Below are 17,496 nucleotides of genomic sequence, written 5' to 3' on the forward strand. Positions count from 1 at the left end.
GTGAGCACCCATTCGAGGAGGAATTGGGACATGGAAGTCGTCACGATCGAAACGCCCCAACTCGGCGACCGCACGTACCTGGTCCACGACGGGGAGGTGGGTGTGGTCATCGATCCCCAGCGCGACACCGACCGTGTAGACAAGGCTGTGGCCGATGCCGGCGTGCGAATCACGCACGTGGCGGAAACCCATATCCACAATGACTACGTAACAGGTGGCCTGCAGCTGGCCAAGGCGCACAACGCTGCCTACCTGGTCAGCGCGGAGGATGACGTCCCGTACCAACGGCAGCCGGTTTCGGACGGTGACACCGTCCACATCGGGAGGCTGGTCCTCAAAGCGGTTGCGACGCCCGGGCACACCCACCACCACCTCTCCTACATCATCACCGACGGTGACCGGCAGGCCGTGTTTTCCGGCGGCAGCCTGCTCTACGGCTCCGTGGGACGCACCGACCTGGTGAGCGCGGAAGACACCGAGCCGCTGACCCACCACCAGTACGCCTCGGTACGCCGCCTGGTGGCGAAAGCCGGCAAGGACGCTGGCCTCTACCCCACCCATGGCTTCGGTTCCTTCTGTTCATCAGGGCCGGCCAGCGGAGCGGAATCCTCCACCATCGGCGAGCAGCTGGCGGAAAACCATGCCCTCACCGACGCCGACGAAGAGCATTTTGTCCGCGAGCTCATCCATAACCTCACGGCCTACCCCTCCTACTACGCGCACATGGCTCCCATCAACATGGCCGGGCCCACCGCGCCGGCCCTGGACTTGCCGGACTCCCTGGACGGGAATGAGCTGGTATCCCGGCTGGGGCGCGGCGAGTGGGTGGTGGACCTGCGGAACCGCGTTGCGTTTGCCGGCAACCACCTCAGCGGGAGCGTCAGCTTTGAATACGGCGACGGCACGCAGTTCACCGCGTTCCTGGGCTGGGTGCTCCCCTGGAACGAAAAGCTGACCCTCGTCGGCGGGCGGCAGGACGTGGAGGACGCTATCCGGGATCTGTCCCGCATTGGCATCGACAACCCGGATGCAGCCATCGGCACTGGACCCGCGGAAGTGGCACCGGGGGCGGCCACCTCCCGGTACGGGAGCGTGGGCTGGAAGGAAGTCCTGCAGAAGCCCGGGGATGACACCGTCCTGGACGTCCGGCGCACCGATGAGTTCCGGGACTCCCACATCCGGGACGCCGTGAACATCCCTGTCCACGAGCTGCTCCGCCGAATGGACGAAGTCCCCCCTGGGCGGCTCTGGGTACACTGCGGCTCGGGATACCGCTCGGCCGTGGCGGCGAGCCTCCTGCAGCGCGCCGGCCGCGACGTGGTGCACATTGACGGGAACTTCAACCGTGCGGAGAAGGCCGGACTTCCAGTGGTACACCCGAAGGAGCACTGACGACGGCGGGTGGGCGCCCGCCGTCGTCAGCTTTGCCTGGTTGCCCCTTGTTGTCAGCACCAGAATTGCGAGAGCCGTTCGGCCAGTGCCTTTCCTTGGTTGTAGCCGGCTTCTGCGGCTGCCGGGCGCAGGGACAGGTTCATCGCGTTGGGCCCAAACATGTGCTCTGATTCGCCGTCCGGGAAAACCGTTTCCACCGTGCTGCCGGCCGCCTGCAGCTCCGCCACTTGCGCTGGCAGCTGCATGCCCCATTCCAGCGGCATCCTCGTCCTCCCGCCGAAGGGTGACAACACCAGTACGCGCCCGCAGCCGGCGGCCAGGTCGGCGTTCTCGTTGCGCCGGTAGCCGCCGTCGATATAGCTGTGGTTGCCAATCCTGTACGCGGAGGCGCTGGAACAGCTCGCGGCCACCGCGTCCACCAGGTCCACGCCGCTGTGGCGGTCAAAGACCACCGGTTCACCGGTCTCTGCGTCGACCGCAGTGATGAGCAGTTCGTGGTCCGGCCATTCGGGTTTCGGCAACCGTGCGGCGACGGTTGCACGCCAGCGCTCGGAGGCGTCAAAGCCTTCGGCCAGGTCCAGGGCGGCCGCACCCATCCTCCGCCGCATGTCGGACGCGTCCTTGGAGGCGGCGATGATCCTGCCGGTCCGCGCAAGGTGGTTTGGCACGGGATTGGTCGACGCTGCGGCTGCCGCCGGGCGGGGCCGTTGCGGGAGCGGTGCGTCAAGAATGGCGGCATAGAGTTCGGCCGGAGTGGTACCAGCGATCTGGGCGGCGGCGGTGGATCCGGCGGAGGTTCCGATGACGCGATCGGCGCCGGTGATGTCCAGGCCCGCATCGGCCAGGCCGGCGAGGACGCCGACCAGCCATGCGTTGCCTGTTGATCCGCCGCCGCCAAGGACGAGGGCGCGTTGGGAGGAGGCCTGTGAGGATGGTGTTGAGTTCATGGGAGTCGCCTTTCGCGAATAGCGTGTTCGGCGCTCCCGGTGGCGGCTAGTTCAACCGCGAGATCGTTGGCTTCAGGGGAGCGCCCATTACGGATACAGCATTCATGGGTCTCACCTCCTGGGACGGGTCACGATCAGGGGAATCCTGACACACCGACCCCGCGGTACACAACAGGTACAGGAACCGGACGACGGCGGGTGGGCGCCCGCCGTCGTCCGCCCACCCTGGCTTCTTTCCTAGACTTCGCCGCGCCAGCCGCCCGTTTCAGTGCCGCGGGACTCAAGGAAATCCTTGAACTTCCGCATGTCGGCCTTCACCTGCATCTCGTCGATCTTGAGTGCGGCGCCGGCCTTTTCAGTAACGGTTTCCGGTGCCCATTCGAAGTGGACCTTGACCTTCGTGTGGTTGGCGTCCAGCGGCGTGAACCTGATGATGCCGGCGTGCGACTTGCCGTCAATGCTGCGCCAGGCGATCCGGTCGTCTGGCTCCTGGTCGACGATTTCCGTATCGAACTCCCGCCTGACGCCACCCACGTTGGTGATCCAGTGGTTGGTGGTGTCCGTCAGTTGCGTAATCGACTCCACGCCGGACATGAATTTCGGAAAGGATTCGAACTGGGTCCACTGGTTGTACGCGGTCCGCACCGGGACGGCGACTTCAACGGTCTCTTCAACCTCTTGAACGTGTGCCATCTGCTGCCTCCTTCTATTGGACGGCCGCAACAGCGGACCGGCAAGGCTTGCCATCCTGCCGGTCAGGCAGCCGCCACCCTTGCACGATAAGTCCGCCCATCATCAGTGTCCAGACCTAAAAGCGGGAAGGGGACGACGGCGGGTGGGTACCCGCCATCGTCCCCTTCCCGCTGGTGCCTACTGGCTGAAGGGGACCTTTTCCCAGCTAAGGACGTCGTCTCCCTTGGCATTGTTGCCGGCCACTGTGAAGCGGACGTAGTCCACGGCATTGTTGGCGCCGTCCACGGTGATGCGCTGCAGGTTGTCAGCGGCGGGTGCGCCGTAGACGTCCAGCCAGGGCGAACCGGCGGCGAGGGGCTGGTTCGCCGTGAAGATGTGGCTGTCGCCGTTGATGAGGTAGACGGGAGCGTCGAAGCTATTGGTTTCTTCGACGATGGCCTGCACGACTTCCCGGAAGCCGGAGACGGTGTCTGGATTGGCGGTGGCGTCGGCCAGGAGCGACGGATCGAACATGTCGGCCTGCTGCATGAGCACCACAGCGCGGTCGTTGCTGCGCCTGGCGTCGTCGAACGTCTGGTGGATCTGCGCGATGACGGCGTCAGTCCGGTGCTGCACCTCGGCCAACTGTTCCGGCGTCGGGGTGGTCTTGCCCAGCCCGGTCCACGGCAGGAGCGAATTGTTGCTGCCCTGGACATTCAGAGCAGAGAAGGCCACCCGGTTCTTCTCGAAGCGGACATCCTCGGGTAGCTCCAGGTTCTCCTGCGACTTCACCGGCATGGTGGCGCCGAGGGTCTTGCCGGGTTGGTTGAAGAAGACCTCCCGGATCTTGGCCAGGCGTTCCAAGGGGTTGTAGGCGCCGTTGTTGGTGCGGTGGCAGTCCACCCACTCGTTGTCCCCGGGCGTGTAGACCAGCGGGTGGGTGAAAGTGTCGAACTGGGCGCGGATGTAGGAGAAGTACTCGTCAGAGCAGACGGAAGAGCCGTTCTTGATATCGCCCACGTGTGCTACAAACTTGAGCTCCTTGTCCGCATTGAGATCCTGGATGTGCGAGGGGAACTTGGCGATCTCGGTGGCGCCGTACGGGATGTCACCGATGGCGGCGAAGGTGAAAGCCTGGTTGCTGTCGTTGCTGTTATCCGCCGCGTGGGCTGATCCGGCGAAGGCGGGCTGGGACGCGAGGAGGCCGAACGCCAGGGTGAGTGCCGCCGTCGCGGTTTTCATTGTCTTTGAGGGCATGGGATGGTCCTGTTTCTCGTGGGCTCTGGGTTGGCGGTGAACTGGGCTGGGCCGGACCCGTCTGTGCCGGGCTGGACTGTTCCCGGCAGGACCGGGGTTTAGGCGCAGCGGGCTGAGGAGTCGCGGGCGGTAAGGAACTGTTGGAGGGCGGAAGGGTGCGTGAAAAGACTGCTCTGCCTGCCGTAACGGTTTGCGGCGCCACGGTGGCTGGCGGGTGAACGGGAAGGGACAACGTGCTCGCGCGTCAGCTGCGAAGTGCTCGTGCGTCTTCCGGGGCCCGCCGGTTCGCGAACGTCAACCGGCGGGCCTACAGCGCCGGTACGTCGGCAGGACACGCAGGACCGCCCCCATGCCGCCGGCAACACAGCTACTGGCTGCTTACGGGCGTCAATTTGCCACGCGCGGGTTTGATCCAGCGGCTACGAGGCCATGAGGAAGTCGACGATCACTGCCTCCAGTGGGCTGCCTTCCTTTGGCAGGCAGCCGGTTTCCGGCAGGCAGCCCGGGGGCCAAAGTGTTGGTTCCCGGTCCGGTTGTTCGGCGTTGTAGTGACGGCCGGCTGGCGAGATCCAACCGGGTGGCTCATTCATGGCAGCCGGACCGGGGCTCCAGCCGCTTCGATGCTTGAGTCGATGATGTTTGGGGCACAACTGCCCGAGGTTGCTGATGCCGGTGGCGCCTCCGCGCTCCCAGGCTACGAGGTGGTCCGCTTCGTTGTCCTGGCTGGGGTTGCTGCAGCCTGGGAAGGTGCACTTTCCGTCCCGCATCCTCAACCACCGCTTGAGTGCCTCCGGGAGCCGGTAGCTGGTCCGGCCAATTTCAAGCGGCGTTCCGTCGCGGGGGTCCACCAGTACGCGGTAAAACGAGCTGGCGCCTTCCGAAACGAGTGCACGCGCCATCGATGCCGGGATGGGTCCGTAGTTGTCGAGTTCGGCGGGTTCGTCCGTGGCACCGAGGAGGGAAAAGACCGGAACCGTGACCAGCACATCCGCCTTGAGAGACGGCACAGACCCGGCCAGCTCACCCGGTTTTCCCAGCAGCAAACCGTCGGCCACATCAGCCCTGAGCTGGGTCAGCGTGCGCGGTTCATCAGGTCCCTGCAGTCCACGCGCCAAGGCAGACGTTTTGTTCCAAATGGCAGACGCCGTGCCCGCAGCCACCCAGAGCGAGATCCATGCCATGCCATCGCGGTCCGGCGAATACTCCATCCGCCGGTCTTCAACCGACTTCGCGGGCCTGCTTTGGAGGGATTCCGGATGATGGCGCTCCCGCCAGGCACGCACCTTCCGGCGGAAGCGGGCCGGTGCCAGCTCCCCCGCGGGGGCGCCCCTGGCCGCATTCGGTGCGCCCGGGTCCAGGAAGTGCGCCTCCAGTGCAGCAGCAGCGGGAGTGCCGAGACCGCTGGTTTCGTCGACGAGGATCCGGGCGTGCTGCCATGAAATCTCCCCGGCCTGCAAGGCAGCCAGTGCCGCCGGCAAGGTCCGGGTCAGCGCGTGGGCCTCCCCCAGCAGTGCTGCTGCGGCGCGTTCCCCAACAGTCAGCACGCACGCGATTTCCGCGACCAAGCTCACTTCGCGCGCCGACGACTCGTAGGCGCTTTCGGCCGGCGCTTCCATCGCGGCAGTTGCCTCTGCATACTGCGCCAGCAACCGCACTTTCACCGCGGCAGTGGCAGCCTCGATCCGGGCCACGGCGCCCAGGCCGTCCAGGCAGGACACGGCAAGCTCCCGAAGCGGATCATGACTGTCAACGCCGTAAGCATTATCCGCAGCTTCCGAAGATCCGCCCAGGGCTCCGGTCAGTTCGTCCACCATCGCGGTCAGGGACGTGACGGCATCAGCCAGACCGGCCCCGCCCTTCGCATCCACAACCGCCCTGGTTTCCATAACCACAGCCTGCCACCAGGGTCTGACATTTTGAGTTCGCCGCCTATGGCCCCCGCACAAGCCCCGCCCGGCTTGTGCTGGGCCGGCGACGGCAGGTGGCCACCCGTCGTCGTGCGCCTTCATCTTCCAGGATGGGCGCGGACCGGGGGGAATTGAACGGCCAATGCGTGTAAATGTCGCTGTTCGGATGTAAGTTTTTGCTTCATCAGCTTGAACTTAATGGACACATAGATGCGTCCATCAATAGCGGCCTAATTGGGGGTAAGTCATGGAGTTTGCAGAAAAACTTTCAGCGCTGGCGGCAAAGGTGCGTCAGCAGCGGGGTGTTATTCAGACGGAGGAGGCAACAAAGAACGCGTTCGTTATGCCGTTCATTTCGACAATTCTTGGCTACGATGTCTTCAATCCATTGGAGGTCGTCCCGGAATTCATCGCCGATGTGGGACTCAAAAAAGGCGAGAAGATCGACTACGCGGTCGTCAAGGACGGCGAAGTCCAAATCTTGATCGAGTGCAAGAAGTCAACGGAACCCGTAAAGATCGAGCATGCCTCACAGCTTTTCCGGTACTTCGCCGTCACCAATGCTCGTATCGCCATCCTGACCAACGGTGAGGTCTATCAGTTCTTCACCGATCTGGACGCACCGAACCGCATGGATGCCAAGCCCTTTCTTGTGCTGGACCTGAACGATATCGACCAGTCTCTGATCCCCGAGCTCCAAAAGCTCTCCAAGGACGTCTTCGATTTGGATTCGATCATCAGCGCAGCCGGCGAATTGAAATACATCGGCGAACTCAAAAGGACGCTGGCAGCCCAGTTCAAGGAACCAGAAGATGATTGGGTCAAGTTCCTGACGGCGCGCGTCTATTCCGGGCCTTACACACAAAAGGTGCGGGAGCAGTTTACGACGCTGGTTGCGAAGGCCACCAAGCAGTTCCTCAATGACCAAGTCAACGAACGACTGAAGAAGGCCCTCGGAAACCCCGGATTTCCCCAGACTGATGAAGCGGCAGTACCCGCTGCCGTCACTAGCGCTCCGGTTGCAGAAGCGGATCTCGCTGAGGCTGATGGTTTGGAGACGACTCTTGAGGAGATCGAGGGCTACCAAATTGTGCGCGCAATCGTCTGTAGCGAGGTGAAGCCAGTTCGAGTCGCTCAACGGGACGCGAAGTCCTATTTTGCAGTTCTTCTGGACAATAACAACCGCAAGCCCATTGCCCGTCTTCACTTCAACCGGACGCAGAAGTACATCGGTATCTTCAACGACAGCAAGGAAGAAACCCGGGTCCCCATTGATTCCCTCGAGGAAATCTACGAGCACACCGAAGCGCTGCGCGCCACCGTGAAGAGCTACCTGTGAACGCGTCCGTAACCGCCTTCGACCCGCTCCTTACTGGAATCGCCGATTCCCACGCCGTGCAAAAAAATGGCCGGGGGCCACCCCATCGGGCTGGACTTAGCTATGATCGACGCTGTCATGACGATATGTTTCCGCTGAAGCCGTGAACGCAGCGACAGTTCTTGGTCTGGGGCCCAGGCGTGGTTCTACGCTAATAAAAACCCCGCTGGAATTTATGCGTGCCGGCAGAACGAAGCACGGGGAGCATAGCAGCCCTTAAACCTCCGCCACCGGCGCCGCGAACTGGGCCTCGTACAGCCGCGCGTAAGCCCCGCCGGCAGCCAGCAGGGACGCGTGGTTCCCCTGCTCCACGATCTGCCCGTTTTCCATCACCAGGATGAGGTCAGCGTCGCGGATCGTGGACAGGCGGTGCGCAATGACAAAGGACGTCCGGTCCGACCGCAGGGCGCTCATGGCCTTCTGCACCAGCACCTCGGTCCGGGTGTCCACCGATGACGTCGCCTCGTCCAGGATCAGCACAGACGGCTGCGCCAGGAACGCGCGCGCAATCGTCAGCAGCTGCTTCTCGCCAGCGGACACGTTGGACCCCTCATCGTCCAGCACGGTGTCGTAACCCTCGGGGAGGGATTTCACGAACCGGTCCACGTACGTCGCCCGTGCCGCTTCCAGGACCTCTCCGGTAGAAGCAGAGGGCCGCCCGTATGCAACGTTGTCCCGGATGGTGCCGCCGAACAGCCACGTATCCTGCAGCACCATGCCCATCCGCGAGCGCAGGTCGTGCCGGGTCATGGTGGTGATGTCCACGCCGTCCAGCGTGATCCGCCCGCCGTCCAGCTCATAGAACCGCATCATCAGGTTCACCAGCGTGGTCTTTCCCGCCCCGGTGGGCCCGACAATGGCAACTGTCTGCCCCGGCTCCGCCACCAGGGACAACCCGCCGATCAGCGGCTTGTCCGGCGAGTATGAGAAGGACACATCCTCGAACACCAGCCGCCCCCGCCCTGCACCATCAGGGCTCTGCAAGGCAGCACCCACAGGATCCGCGGACTGCTCCTCCGTGTCCAGCAGCTCGAACACGCGCTCGGCAGAGGCCACCCCGGACTGCAGCAGATTTGCCATGGACCCCAGCTGCGCCAGCGGCTGGGTGAACTGCCGGGAGTACTGGATGAACGCCTGCACATCGCCCAACTGCATCGCCCCGGACGCCACCTGCAGGCCACCCACCACGGCGATCCCCACGTACACCAGGTTCCCGATGAACGTCATGGCAGGCATGATCAGCCCGGAAATGAACTGCGCCCCGAAGCTCGCCTCATACAGCTCCGCGTTCTTCTGCCGGAACCGCTCCCCCACCTCGCGCTGCCGGCCGAACACCTTCACCAGCGCGTGCCCGGTGTAGGTCTCCTCGATCTGCCCGTTCAGCTCGCCCGTGTTGGTCCACTGCTGCACGAACAGTTTCTGCGAGCGCTTGGCGATCAGCGCGGTGATCCCCAGCGTCAGCGGAATGGTCACCAGCGCGATCAGCGCCAGCGTGGGCGACAGGATGAACATCATCACCAGCACGCCCACCACCGTCAGCACCGACGTCACCGCCTGGCTGATGGACTGCTGCAGGCTCTGCGAGATGTTATCCACATCGTTGGTCACCCGGCTGAGCAGCTCACCGCGCTGGATCGAATCGAAATACCGCAGCGGCAGGCGGTTGATCTTCGCCTCAATCTGCTCGCGCAGCCCGAACACTGTCCGCTGCACCACGCCATTGAGCACATACGCCGTCCCCCACATGAACGCCGAGCCCAGCACATACAGCACCAGAGCCCACGTCAAAACGCTCGCCAGCGCAGCAAAATTGATCCCCGCGCCCGGCGTCAGCGTCATGGCGCTGAGCATGTCTGCCTTCTGGTTGTCCCCCGACGCCCGCAGCATCGCAACCAGCTGCGCCTGCGTCATCCCCGGCGGCAGCTGCTTGGACACCACGCCGGAGAAGATCAGGTTGGTGCCCTCGCCCAGGAGCCGCGGCCCAATCACCTGCAGCACCACGCCCGCCACGGCCATGAGCAGCACCAGCATCAACCAGAACCGTTCCGGCCGCAGTGTGTCCAGCAGGCGTTTGGCGGAGCCGCTGAAGTTCATCGCCTTTTCCGCGGGCACATTCATCCCGGCAAACGGTCCGCCGTGGCCGGGGCCGCCGCGCGGCCTGGGGATGCGTACGACGGCGGCCTGGCCGGGTCCGGGGGCGGCCGTGGCTTTGGTGCCGCGCGCCGGAGTGGGTCCGTGGCTCATACCGTCTCCTCCGCTGCCAGCTGGGACGAGACAATCTCGCGGTAAGTCCCGGACGTCTCCAGCAACTCGTGGTGCGTTCCCTGGGCAGCGATCCTGCCGTCGTCGAGCACCAGGATCTGGTCCGCATCAACGATGCTGGACACGCGCTGGGCGATGATCACCATGGTGGCTCCCGCGATGTTGCGTTTGAGCGCCTGGCGCAGCCGGGCGTCGGTGCCCGTATCCAGGGATGAAAACGAATCGTCAAAGATGTAGAGCTCGGGCCGCTTCACCAGGGCCCGGGCGATGGCAAGCCGCTGCCGCTGCCCGCCGGAGACGTTGGTGCCGCCCTGCGAGATGGGCGCATCCAGTCCCTCCTCCATCCGTTCGACGAAGTCCCTGGCCTGGGCAATGTGCAGGGCGTCCCACAGTTCGTCCTCGGTGGCGTCCGGGTTTCCGTACAGAAGGTTGCTGCGGACGGTCCCGGAAAACAGGTAGGGCTTCTGCGGGACCAGGCCGATGTGTCCCCACAGCAGGTCCGGGTCCAGGTCCCTGACATCCACGCCGTCCATCAGCACGGCGCCGGAGGTGACGTCGAAGAGCCGCGGCATCAGGTTCACCAGTGTGGTCTTGCCGGAACCGGTGCTGCCGATGATCGCCGTGGTCTGCCCCGCACGGGCGGTGAAGCTGATCCCGGAAAGGACGGGCTGGTCGGCACCCGGGTAGGCGAATCCGACGTCGCGCATTTCCAGCTCGCCGCGCCGGACCGCACTGGTGACCGGCCGCTCGGGCGGCACCACGCTGGAACTGGTCCCCAGCACCTCGCCGATCCGGTCCGCCGATACCGACGCACGCGGAATCATCACCGCCATGAACGTGGCCATCATGACCGACATCAGGATCTGCATCAGGTAGCTCAGGAAGGCGATCAGGGTGCCCACCTGCATGGAGCCGTCCTCGATCCGGAAGGCACCGAACCAGATCACCGCCACGCTGGAGACGTTCAGGATCAGCATGACCGTGGGGAACATGAGGGCCATCAGGCGCCCTGCGCGGAGGGCAACGTCGGTGACGTCCGTGTTGGCGCCGGCGAACCGTTCCGTTTCCATGTCCTCGCGCACGAACGCCCGCACCACGCGGATGCCGGTGAGCTGCTCGCGCAGCACGCGGTTCACGGTGTCGATCCGGGCCTGCATTTTGCGGAACAGCGGCACCATCCGCGTGACAATCAGGCCGACGGCGATGAGCAGCACCGGGACGCACACGGCAATGAGCCAGGACAGCTGGGCGTCCTGCCGGATGGCCATGATCACCCCGCCGATGCTGAGCATGGGTGCCGCAACCATCAGCGTGGCCGACATCAGCACCAGCTGCTGCACCTGCTGCACATCGTTGGTGGAGCGGGTGATGAGGCTGGGGGCACCGAACCGGCTGACCTCCTGTTCGGAGAACTGCCCCACCCGCTCGAAGATGGCCCCGCGCAGGTCCCGGCCCAACCCCATGGCGGCCTTGGCACCGAAGTACACGGCAACCACTGCGCACGCGATCTGCGCCAGCGTAATGAGCAGCATGACACTGCCGGTGGACAGGATGTAGCCGGTATCGCCCCGGGCCACGCCCTGGTCAATGATGTCGGCGTTCATCGTGGGCAGGTACAGCGACGCGATGGACTGCGCCAGCTGGAAGACCACGACGGCGGCCAGCAGCGGCCGGTGCGGCCGCAGGTATTCGACGAGCAACTTCCAGAGCATACGCAAAAGCCCTCACCTGACGGAATGTCCACAAACGTGGTGCGAAGGTCAGTGTACGTCCGGAACCTCAGACTTAATCGGGCGTTCTCCGAAGAACTTGTGTGGTTCTCTCAGGGCGTACGGCGGCGGCAGAATGGCATCGGAAGAATGCCATGGACATTCGCCACCCTGGTGGGCTGCATGACCAGCAACACCCTTCGCGGAAAACCGGGAACACCCGGAGCAATCGCGGTGTTGCACCCACGGGAACCCACCCAAACGACGTGCAAGGACTGCTGGATGAAATGGATCTTTCTCGCCGGGGCGATTCTCAGTGAGGTGACAGCGTCCCTCTCCTTGAAGGCCGCCTTGGACAATCCCGGCCTCTTCGTCGTGGTTGTCCTCGGGTACGCTGCCTCCTTCGCCCTTCTCGCGGGAGTCCTCCGCCACGGTTTGGGCCTTGGAGTTGCCTACGGCATCTGGGCTGCCCTGGGCGTCACCCTCACCGTGCTGCTGGCGGCCCTCATTTTTGGCGAGGCACTGAGTCCGGTGATGCTGATCGGCGTTGCCCTGGTCATCGGCGGGGTCCTGTGCGTCGAACTCGGCTCGCACAAGGCGCCCGCCGAGGAACCTGCGGCGGAAATGGCCAGTCAATGATGTGGCTGTTGCTGGCGGGCGCGATCCTGACGGAGGTGACCGCCACAATGTTCCTGCGCGTGGCCTCCGGTGGAAAGCGGCGCTGGTATGTACCAGTCGGCGTCGGCTACGCCGTGGCCTTCACATTCCTGACGCTGACCCTGGACCAGGGGATGCCCCTTGGGGTGGCCTACGGCATCTGGGCAGCAGCAGGCGTGGCTCTGACCGCCGTGGCCAGTCGCATCTTCTTCCGGGAAACCATCACCCTTGTCATGATGCTGGGGCTCGGCCTCATCATCGGAGGCGTCCTGCTGATCGAGCTGGGTGCAGCGCACTGACGGCGCTAGTACGTGCCCGTCGGCTCAGGTTCAATCGCCCATGCAAGTCGGTGCAGCGCACTTGCCAGCCGGCCCCTGAAGGCTTCCCGCCGGGAAAGGCCAAGCTTCGCTGCCCGGACCCTCCTAGGCGCACGGGGCAGCGCGCTCGTGGCAGTATCGTCACACCTTGCGAGGAAGAGAGCGACAAGGCTTGAACCGTCCATGAAGTTGTTCCTGAAATTTTGGTGGTCTCCACGCAAAGGTGGAACGGGAGTGTTTTGGGCGCGGATCTGGAGCCTGTCCGGCCGATCGTCGATCACGGGAGGCTGGCACAGGGAAGAGCCGCATTTTGATTATGGGATGGCACCCGGAATGTCCCACAACCGTTTACCGACTGTTACGGACCACTAACCCAAACGAACGGACCCGGCATCGAAGGAGGGGTCTTGCCCTCCCCCGCGTCCATGTTCAAATAGGAGAGTTGCACCGGCTGCCCGAGTCCAACCGCGGCCTCGGCCCAACGGAAGGAATAAGCACATGACCGAACCCCAAGACCATCCCCCGGTCCCCACCCCCGGGAGCGCGCAGGGCCTGGACCAGAAGGTTGAGGGCGGGTGCCCGGTGGCCCATGGCAGTGCCACCGCCAACGGCAGTGAAAGTGAAAATCCTGCCATTGATACCCCGCAGCCCAAGGGCACACGCCCCCGGACCAACCAGGACTGGTGGCCCAACCAGCTGGACCTGTCCGTGCTGCACACGCAGGGCCAGGCAAGCAACCCGCTTGGCCCGTCCTTCAGCTACCGCGAGGAATTCCAGAAGCTCGACGTCGATGCCCTCAAGCAGGACATCAGCCAAGTCCTGACCACCTCCCAGGACTGGTGGCCGGCGGACTTCGGCCATTACGGCGGCCTGATGATCCGCCTGAGCTGGCACGCTGCGGGCACTTACCGCGTCTTTGACGGCCGTGGCGGCGCAGGCGACGGCAGCCAGCGCTTCGCACCGCTGAACAGCTGGCCGGACAATGCCAACCTCGACAAGGCCCGGCGCCTGCTGTGGCCCGTCAAACAGAAGTACGGCCAGAAGCTTTCCTGGGCGGACCTCCTGGTCCTCGCCGGCAACGTTGCCCTTGAGTCCATGGGCTTCAAGACGTTCGGCTTCGCGTTTGGCCGCGAGGATGTGTGGGAGCCCGAGCAGATCTTCTGGGGCCCCGAGGACGCCTGGCTCGGCGATGAGCGATACACCGGTGAGGGCACCATGGCGGACAAGGTCGGCTCCACCGAGATGGGCCTCATTTACGTCAACCCCGAAGGCCCCAAGGGCAACCCGGACCCCGTTGCCGCAGCGGCGTTCATCCGCGAAACCTTCAAGCGGATGGCGATGAACGATGAGGAGACCTTCGCACTGATTGCCGGCGGCCACACCTTCGGCAAGACCCACGGCGCCGGCCCCGCAGACGCACACGTGGGCCCCGAGCCGGAGGCCGCGGACCTTGAGGCGCAGGGCCTGGGCTGGCTGAGCACGTACGGCTCCGGCAAGGGCGGCGACACCATCACGTCAGGCCTTGAGGTCACCTGGACGGACAAGCCGACGCAGTGGAGCAACCGTTTCCTGGAGATCCTCTTCGAATACGAATGGGAACTGGTCCAGAGCCCCGGCGGCGCCCACCAGTGGGTTGCCAAGGACGCTCCCGAGATCATCCCGGACGCGCACGACCCCAACAAAAAGCACCGCCCCACCATGCTCACCACGGACCTGTCGCTGCGGTTCGACCCCACCTACGAGAAGATCGGACGCCGGTTCCTGGAGAACCCGGACGAGTTCGCCCTGGCGTTCGCCAAGGCCTGGTACAAGCTGCTGCACCGTGACATGGGCCCCGTGGGTCCGCACATGCTGGGCCCGTGGGTCCCGGAGGCGCAGCTGTGGCAGGATCCGGTTCCCGCCGTCGACCATGAACTGATCGACGACCAGGACATCGCATCCCTGAAGGCCAAGCTTCTCGACTCCGGCCTGACCATCCCGCAGCTCGCGGGCACGGCCTGGGCCTCGGCGGCCACATACCGGAAGACGGACCGCCGCGGCGGCGCCAACGGTGCCCGGATCCGGTTGGAGCCGCAGCGCAGCTGGGAGGCCCACGAACCGGAGCAGCTGGACACAGTCCTTCCGGTGCTGGAGCGCATCCAGGAAGAGTTCAACTCGGCGCAGCCCGGCGGCAAGAAGGTCTCGCTGGCGGACCTGATTGTCCTTGGCGGCGCGGCTGCCGTGGAGAAGGCAGCGGCCGACGCCGGATTCCCCGTCACCGCGCCCTTCCGCCCGGGCCGCACGGACGCCTCTCAGGAGCAGACCGATGTGGAGTCCTTCGGCTACCTGCAGCCGCGCGCCGACGGGTTCCGCAACTACCTGCGCCCCGGCCTGAAGCTCCAGCCCGAAACCCTGCTGCTGGACAAGGCATACATGCTGGACCTTTCTGCACCGGAGATGACGGCGCTGGTGGGCGGCATGCGTGCCTTGGGCACCAACGTGGGCGGCTCCAACCATGGTGTGCTGACGGACAAGCCGCAGGCCCTGACGAACGACTTCTTCGTCAACCTGCTCTCGCCAGGCACCAAATGGAAGGCCTCCGCGTCCGAGGAGAACGTCTACGAGATCACCGATGTTGCCACCGGTGAACTGAAGTGGACGGCCACGCCGGTGGACCTGGTCTTCGGTTCCAATTCACAGCTGCGGGCGCTGGCCGAGGTCTATGCCAGCGAGGACGCCAGGGAGAAGTTCGTCAACGACTTCGTGGCCGCCTGGACCAAGGTCATGGAACTGGACCGCTTCGACCTGAACTGAGGCCGGTCAACTGACTGACGGGGGTCCGGACTGGCGCACGCGCAGCCAGTCCGGGCCCCGCTTACTGTTCGGCCGGCAGACTGATCGCAGCGGTAGTGCCGCCTCCCGGCGTCTCCTTCAGGGCCAGCTCTCCGCCGTGGGCTTCGACGATCCGCCGCGAGATGGCCAGCCCCAGGCCGGAGCCGGATCCGTCGCCCTTCCGGTGCAGCCGGACCAGCGGTTCCAGCACCCGCTGCCGGTCCTGCGGGGCAATTCCCTTGCCGTTGTCTGCCACCAGCAGCGTGGTTCCCTGATAGTTGGCGATGCCGCTGATGCGCACCTTGAGGTCCCGGTCCGGGCTCCGGTAATTCACCGCATTGGCCACCAAGTTCTGCAGCAGGGTGCGCAGCTGGCCGCGGTCCACGTGGAGCGTCATGTCTTCGCTGTCCAGGACGGCGCCGGGACCGAAGGACAGGCCAAGATCTCTGGCAACCTCTGCCGCCACGGCGTGGAGGGAAACCCGCTGCCGCTGGATGCTGCCGCCCATTCGGGAGTAGGTCAGGACGTCCTCGAGCATCGCGAGCATCCGCTGGCCGCTGGCGCCGATGATCTGGAGGTATTCCGCTGCGGGGTGGCCTCCTTCAACCTCGTCCCCGGCCATCTCCACGTAGCCCAGCATGGTGGTGAGGGGCCCGCGCAGGTCGTGGCTGACACGGCCGGCAAACTCTGCAAGCTTCGCGTTGCTTTCCCTGACTTCAGTAAGGGCGCGCTTCAGCTGCAGGGTACGCCGCTGAAGTTCCAGGAGCTGGACTGCCTGGCGGGCCAGGATCTCCAGCATGTCCAGCTGGTCCTTCGCAGGCGTCCCCGGCGAGTTCGAAAAGACGCACAGGGACCCCAACACAAACCCCGACGACGTCTCCAGCGGCACCGACGCGTAGAACCGGACGGAGGCGATTTCCCCTGTCACGAACGGGTTCGATGCGAGCCGGGGGTCCAGCGATGCGTCCGGGACAACAGTTGTCTTCCCGGACAGGAAGACCTTTGAGCACATCGAGTCTTTTCGGGCGCAGACCGTGGCTTCAAAGCCGACGGCGGCCACCTGCTGTTGCTCGTCGCTGGTGACGACGTTGATCACGCCGAAGGGGACTCGACAGAGCTTGGCGGCCAGCTGGACCAGGTTCTGGAGTGGCTCCATCGACAGCGCCACGTCAACGCCGGACTGCCGCCCCTCGCTGGCGGGAAGGGCCAGACCGTATTCCTGCAATAGGTCATCCCGGGCGGCTGAATCCCCGGGAGCTGCCGTTATCGAGTGAGTGGCCGCCACTGTTCGTCCCTTTCCAGACCGCAAAAGGGTCACCGGGTGATGGTACAACCCGGCAACGATATCCCGGGAACCGATTCCCACCTGCCGGCCGCGCGGCGTCGGAGCCAGGCCGCGAAGGCACTACTGGATTGATACTTTGGCGAAGTGATTACTGAACATGCCCTGCTACCGGTCATCCCGGGCCAGGAAGAGGAGTTCGAGGCAGCCTTCCAGCAAGCCCGGACGATTATTGCTTCGATGCCCGGCTTCATGGCGCTGTCTTTGTCCCGCTCAATCGAAAGCCCCAACACCTACCTGCTGTTGGTGGAGTGGGAGACACTGGAGGACCACACCGTCGGTTTCCGCGGCTCCGCGGAATATCAGCAATGGCGGGCCCTTCTCCACCGGTTCTACGAGCCCTTTCCCGTGGTTGGGCACTTCGAGCCGGTACTTGCCGGGAGACCGTGAATTGGGATTGGGAGAAGTCCCCGCGCGAGTCAGGCTCCAGCGCGGGGACTTCCAACGCTTCCTGCCGGGGAACTGACGTGGAAGCTACTAAGAAATTACCGGCCGGTAGGTAGGCGGCTACACCCAAAACCAGCCTCTTGGGGCAATCTTGAGCCAACCTTGAGCAGTGGGCCCGTCACTTGACCGGCGTCAGTCGTCGTCGGCTCCTGCGGCGGCGTCCGGGTCCTCTTCGGGTTCAAAGGTGTTGGGTGCGGCGCCATCAGAAATCCCGACGCCGTCCTTCCCGCCGGGGATCCCGCCGTCGGCGTTGCCCTTGCTGGCTGCCGTGCCCTCCTGCGGATCGTCCTCAGGCAGTGAATCAGGTGAATTGATGGACATCGCTCCTCCTTCTGTGGCTGGGCCCTCCACGCTAACAGCCTCGAATGGAAAAGGCTCTGGGACACCCAGACATTTTT

At 64.6% G+C, this 17,496-nt stretch carries 14 protein-coding genes; 6 read left to right on the forward strand and 8 right to left on the reverse strand.

Features of this window, described 5'->3' with window-relative positions; translation table 11 throughout:
* Nucleotides 1–30 precede the first annotated feature (30 nt).
* The gene (locus VXJ37_RS09810; RefSeq protein WP_331322851.1) at nucleotides 31–1,392 is read left to right on the forward strand and encodes an MBL fold metallo-hydrolase; all 1,362 of its coding nucleotides are present in this window, start codon (nucleotides 31–33) and stop codon (nucleotides 1,390–1,392) included.
* A gap of 53 nt (nucleotides 1,393–1,445) precedes the next feature.
* On the opposite strand, the gene VXJ37_RS09815 is transcribed toward VXJ37_RS09810, so the two are convergent.
* From VXJ37_RS09815 to VXJ37_RS09830, 4 genes are all read right to left on the reverse strand, one after another.
* Nucleotides 1,446–2,339, reverse strand: a complete 894-nt coding sequence (locus VXJ37_RS09815) for a patatin-like phospholipase family protein (RefSeq protein ID WP_331322852.1) — start codon at nucleotides 2,337–2,339, stop codon at nucleotides 1,446–1,448.
* A 237-nt stretch (nucleotides 2,340–2,576) separates the two neighbouring features.
* A complete protein-coding gene (locus VXJ37_RS09820) occupies nucleotides 2,577–3,032 on the reverse strand; it encodes an SRPBCC family protein (RefSeq protein ID WP_141945734.1) in 456 nt (151 codons plus the stop codon).
* Nucleotides 3,033–3,209: 177 nt separating this feature from the next.
* On the reverse strand, nucleotides 3,210–4,268 hold the full coding sequence (locus VXJ37_RS09825) for a hypothetical protein (protein WP_331322853.1): 1,059 nt from the start codon (nucleotides 4,266–4,268) through the stop codon (nucleotides 3,210–3,212).
* A gap of 419 nt (nucleotides 4,269–4,687) precedes the next feature.
* A complete protein-coding gene (locus tag VXJ37_RS09830) occupies nucleotides 4,688–6,154 on the reverse strand; it encodes an HNH endonuclease signature motif containing protein (RefSeq protein WP_331322854.1) in 1,467 nt (488 codons plus the stop codon).
* A gap of 268 nt (nucleotides 6,155–6,422) precedes the next feature.
* Between VXJ37_RS09830 and VXJ37_RS09835 the strand changes: the two genes are divergently transcribed.
* Complete coding sequence (locus tag VXJ37_RS09835) at nucleotides 6,423–7,514, forward strand: type I restriction endonuclease (RefSeq protein ID WP_331322855.1); 1,092 nt, start codon at nucleotides 6,423–6,425, stop codon at nucleotides 7,512–7,514.
* A 255-nt stretch (nucleotides 7,515–7,769) separates the two neighbouring features.
* Here VXJ37_RS09835 and VXJ37_RS09840 read toward each other — a convergent pair whose 3' ends face one another.
* Both VXJ37_RS09840 and VXJ37_RS09845 read right to left on the reverse strand, forming a co-directional pair.
* Entirely contained in the window at nucleotides 7,770–9,797 is a 2,028-nt protein-coding gene (locus VXJ37_RS09840; protein ID WP_331322856.1) for an ABC transporter ATP-binding protein, read from the reverse strand.
* On the reverse strand, nucleotides 9,794–11,527 hold the full coding sequence (locus tag VXJ37_RS09845) for an ABC transporter ATP-binding protein (protein ID WP_331322857.1): 1,734 nt from the start codon (nucleotides 11,525–11,527) through the stop codon (nucleotides 9,794–9,796). Before VXJ37_RS09845 ends, VXJ37_RS09840 begins: the two co-directional genes overlap by 4 nt.
* Before the next feature lie 279 nt (nucleotides 11,528–11,806).
* Between VXJ37_RS09845 and VXJ37_RS09850 the strand changes: the two genes are divergently transcribed.
* The 3 genes from VXJ37_RS09850 to katG all read left to right on the forward strand — a co-directional run bounded on the left by VXJ37_RS09850 (nucleotide 11,807) and on the right by katG (nucleotide 15,291).
* Nucleotides 11,807–12,163 carry a DMT family transporter gene (locus VXJ37_RS09850; RefSeq protein ID WP_331322858.1) on the forward strand — a complete coding sequence of 119 codons (357 nt, stop codon included), beginning with the start codon at nucleotides 11,807–11,809 and terminating at the stop codon, nucleotides 12,161–12,163.
* Nucleotides 12,160–12,480, forward strand: coding sequence for a DMT family transporter (locus VXJ37_RS09855; protein WP_331322859.1), 321 nt, complete (start codon nucleotides 12,160–12,162; stop codon nucleotides 12,478–12,480). The genes VXJ37_RS09850 and VXJ37_RS09855 overlap by 4 nt, the downstream gene beginning before the upstream one ends.
* A gap of 516 nt (nucleotides 12,481–12,996) precedes the next feature.
* Nucleotides 12,997–15,291: a catalase/peroxidase HPI gene (gene katG / locus VXJ37_RS09860; RefSeq protein WP_331322860.1), complete on the forward strand. Its 2,295-nt coding sequence runs from the start codon at nucleotides 12,997–12,999 to the stop codon at nucleotides 15,289–15,291.
* 61 nt (nucleotides 15,292–15,352) lie between these two features.
* Here the strand turns inward: katG and VXJ37_RS09865 are convergent, their stop codons facing one another.
* Nucleotides 15,353–16,534 (reverse strand): GAF domain-containing sensor histidine kinase, encoded by a 1,182-nt coding sequence (locus VXJ37_RS09865; RefSeq protein WP_331322861.1) that lies wholly within the window; start codon nucleotides 16,532–16,534, stop codon nucleotides 15,353–15,355.
* A gap of 204 nt (nucleotides 16,535–16,738) precedes the next feature.
* Here VXJ37_RS09865 and VXJ37_RS09870 point away from each other — a divergent pair, with 204 nt between their 5' ends.
* The gene (locus tag VXJ37_RS09870; RefSeq protein WP_331322862.1) at nucleotides 16,739–17,041 is read left to right on the forward strand and encodes an antibiotic biosynthesis monooxygenase family protein; all 303 of its coding nucleotides are present in this window, start codon (nucleotides 16,739–16,741) and stop codon (nucleotides 17,039–17,041) included.
* Between the two features lie 189 nt (nucleotides 17,042–17,230).
* On the opposite strand, the gene VXJ37_RS09875 is transcribed toward VXJ37_RS09870, so the two are convergent.
* The gene (locus VXJ37_RS09875) at nucleotides 17,231–17,419 is read right to left on the reverse strand and encodes a hypothetical protein (RefSeq protein ID WP_331322863.1); all 189 of its coding nucleotides are present in this window, start codon (nucleotides 17,417–17,419) and stop codon (nucleotides 17,231–17,233) included.
* Nucleotides 17,420–17,496 lie beyond the last annotated feature (77 nt).

It is taken from the genome of Pseudarthrobacter phenanthrenivorans (assembly GCF_036455295.1).
GTDB classification, from domain to species: domain Bacteria; phylum Actinomycetota; class Actinomycetes; order Actinomycetales; family Micrococcaceae; genus Arthrobacter; species Arthrobacter phenanthrenivorans_C.

Bases quoted from the DNA above. Each gene is read 5' to 3' on its own strand.
- VXJ37_RS09825 (WP_331322853.1), bottom strand. From the start codon at position 4,268: ATGCCCTCAAAGACAATGAAAACCGCGACGGCGGCACTCACCCTGGCG.
- VXJ37_RS09840 (WP_331322856.1), bottom strand. From the start codon at position 9,797: ATGAGCCACGGACCCACTCCGGCGCGCGGCACCAAAGCCACGGCCGCC.
- VXJ37_RS09830 (WP_331322854.1), bottom strand. From the start codon at position 6,154: ATGGAAACCAGGGCGGTTGTGGATGCGAAGGGCGGGGCCGGTCTGGCT.
- VXJ37_RS09820 (WP_141945734.1), bottom strand. From the start codon at position 3,032: ATGGCACACGTTCAAGAGGTTGAAGAGACCGTTGAAGTCGCCGTCCCG.
- VXJ37_RS09845 (WP_331322857.1), bottom strand. From the start codon at position 11,527: ATGCTCTGGAAGTTGCTCGTCGAATACCTGCGGCCGCACCGGCCGCTG.
- VXJ37_RS09810 (WP_331322851.1), top strand. From the start codon at position 31: ATGGAAGTCGTCACGATCGAAACGCCCCAACTCGGCGACCGCACGTAC.
- VXJ37_RS09875 (WP_331322863.1), bottom strand. From the start codon at position 17,419: ATGTCCATCAATTCACCTGATTCACTGCCTGAGGACGATCCGCAGGAG.
- VXJ37_RS09815 (WP_331322852.1), bottom strand. From the start codon at position 2,339: ATGAACTCAACACCATCCTCACAGGCCTCCTCCCAACGCGCCCTCGTC.
- VXJ37_RS09835 (WP_331322855.1), top strand. From the start codon at position 6,423: ATGGAGTTTGCAGAAAAACTTTCAGCGCTGGCGGCAAAGGTGCGTCAG.
- katG (WP_331322860.1), top strand. From the start codon at position 12,997: ATGACCGAACCCCAAGACCATCCCCCGGTCCCCACCCCCGGGAGCGCG.
- VXJ37_RS09855 (WP_331322859.1), top strand. From the start codon at position 12,160: ATGATGTGGCTGTTGCTGGCGGGCGCGATCCTGACGGAGGTGACCGCC.
- VXJ37_RS09850 (WP_331322858.1), top strand. From the start codon at position 11,807: ATGAAATGGATCTTTCTCGCCGGGGCGATTCTCAGTGAGGTGACAGCG.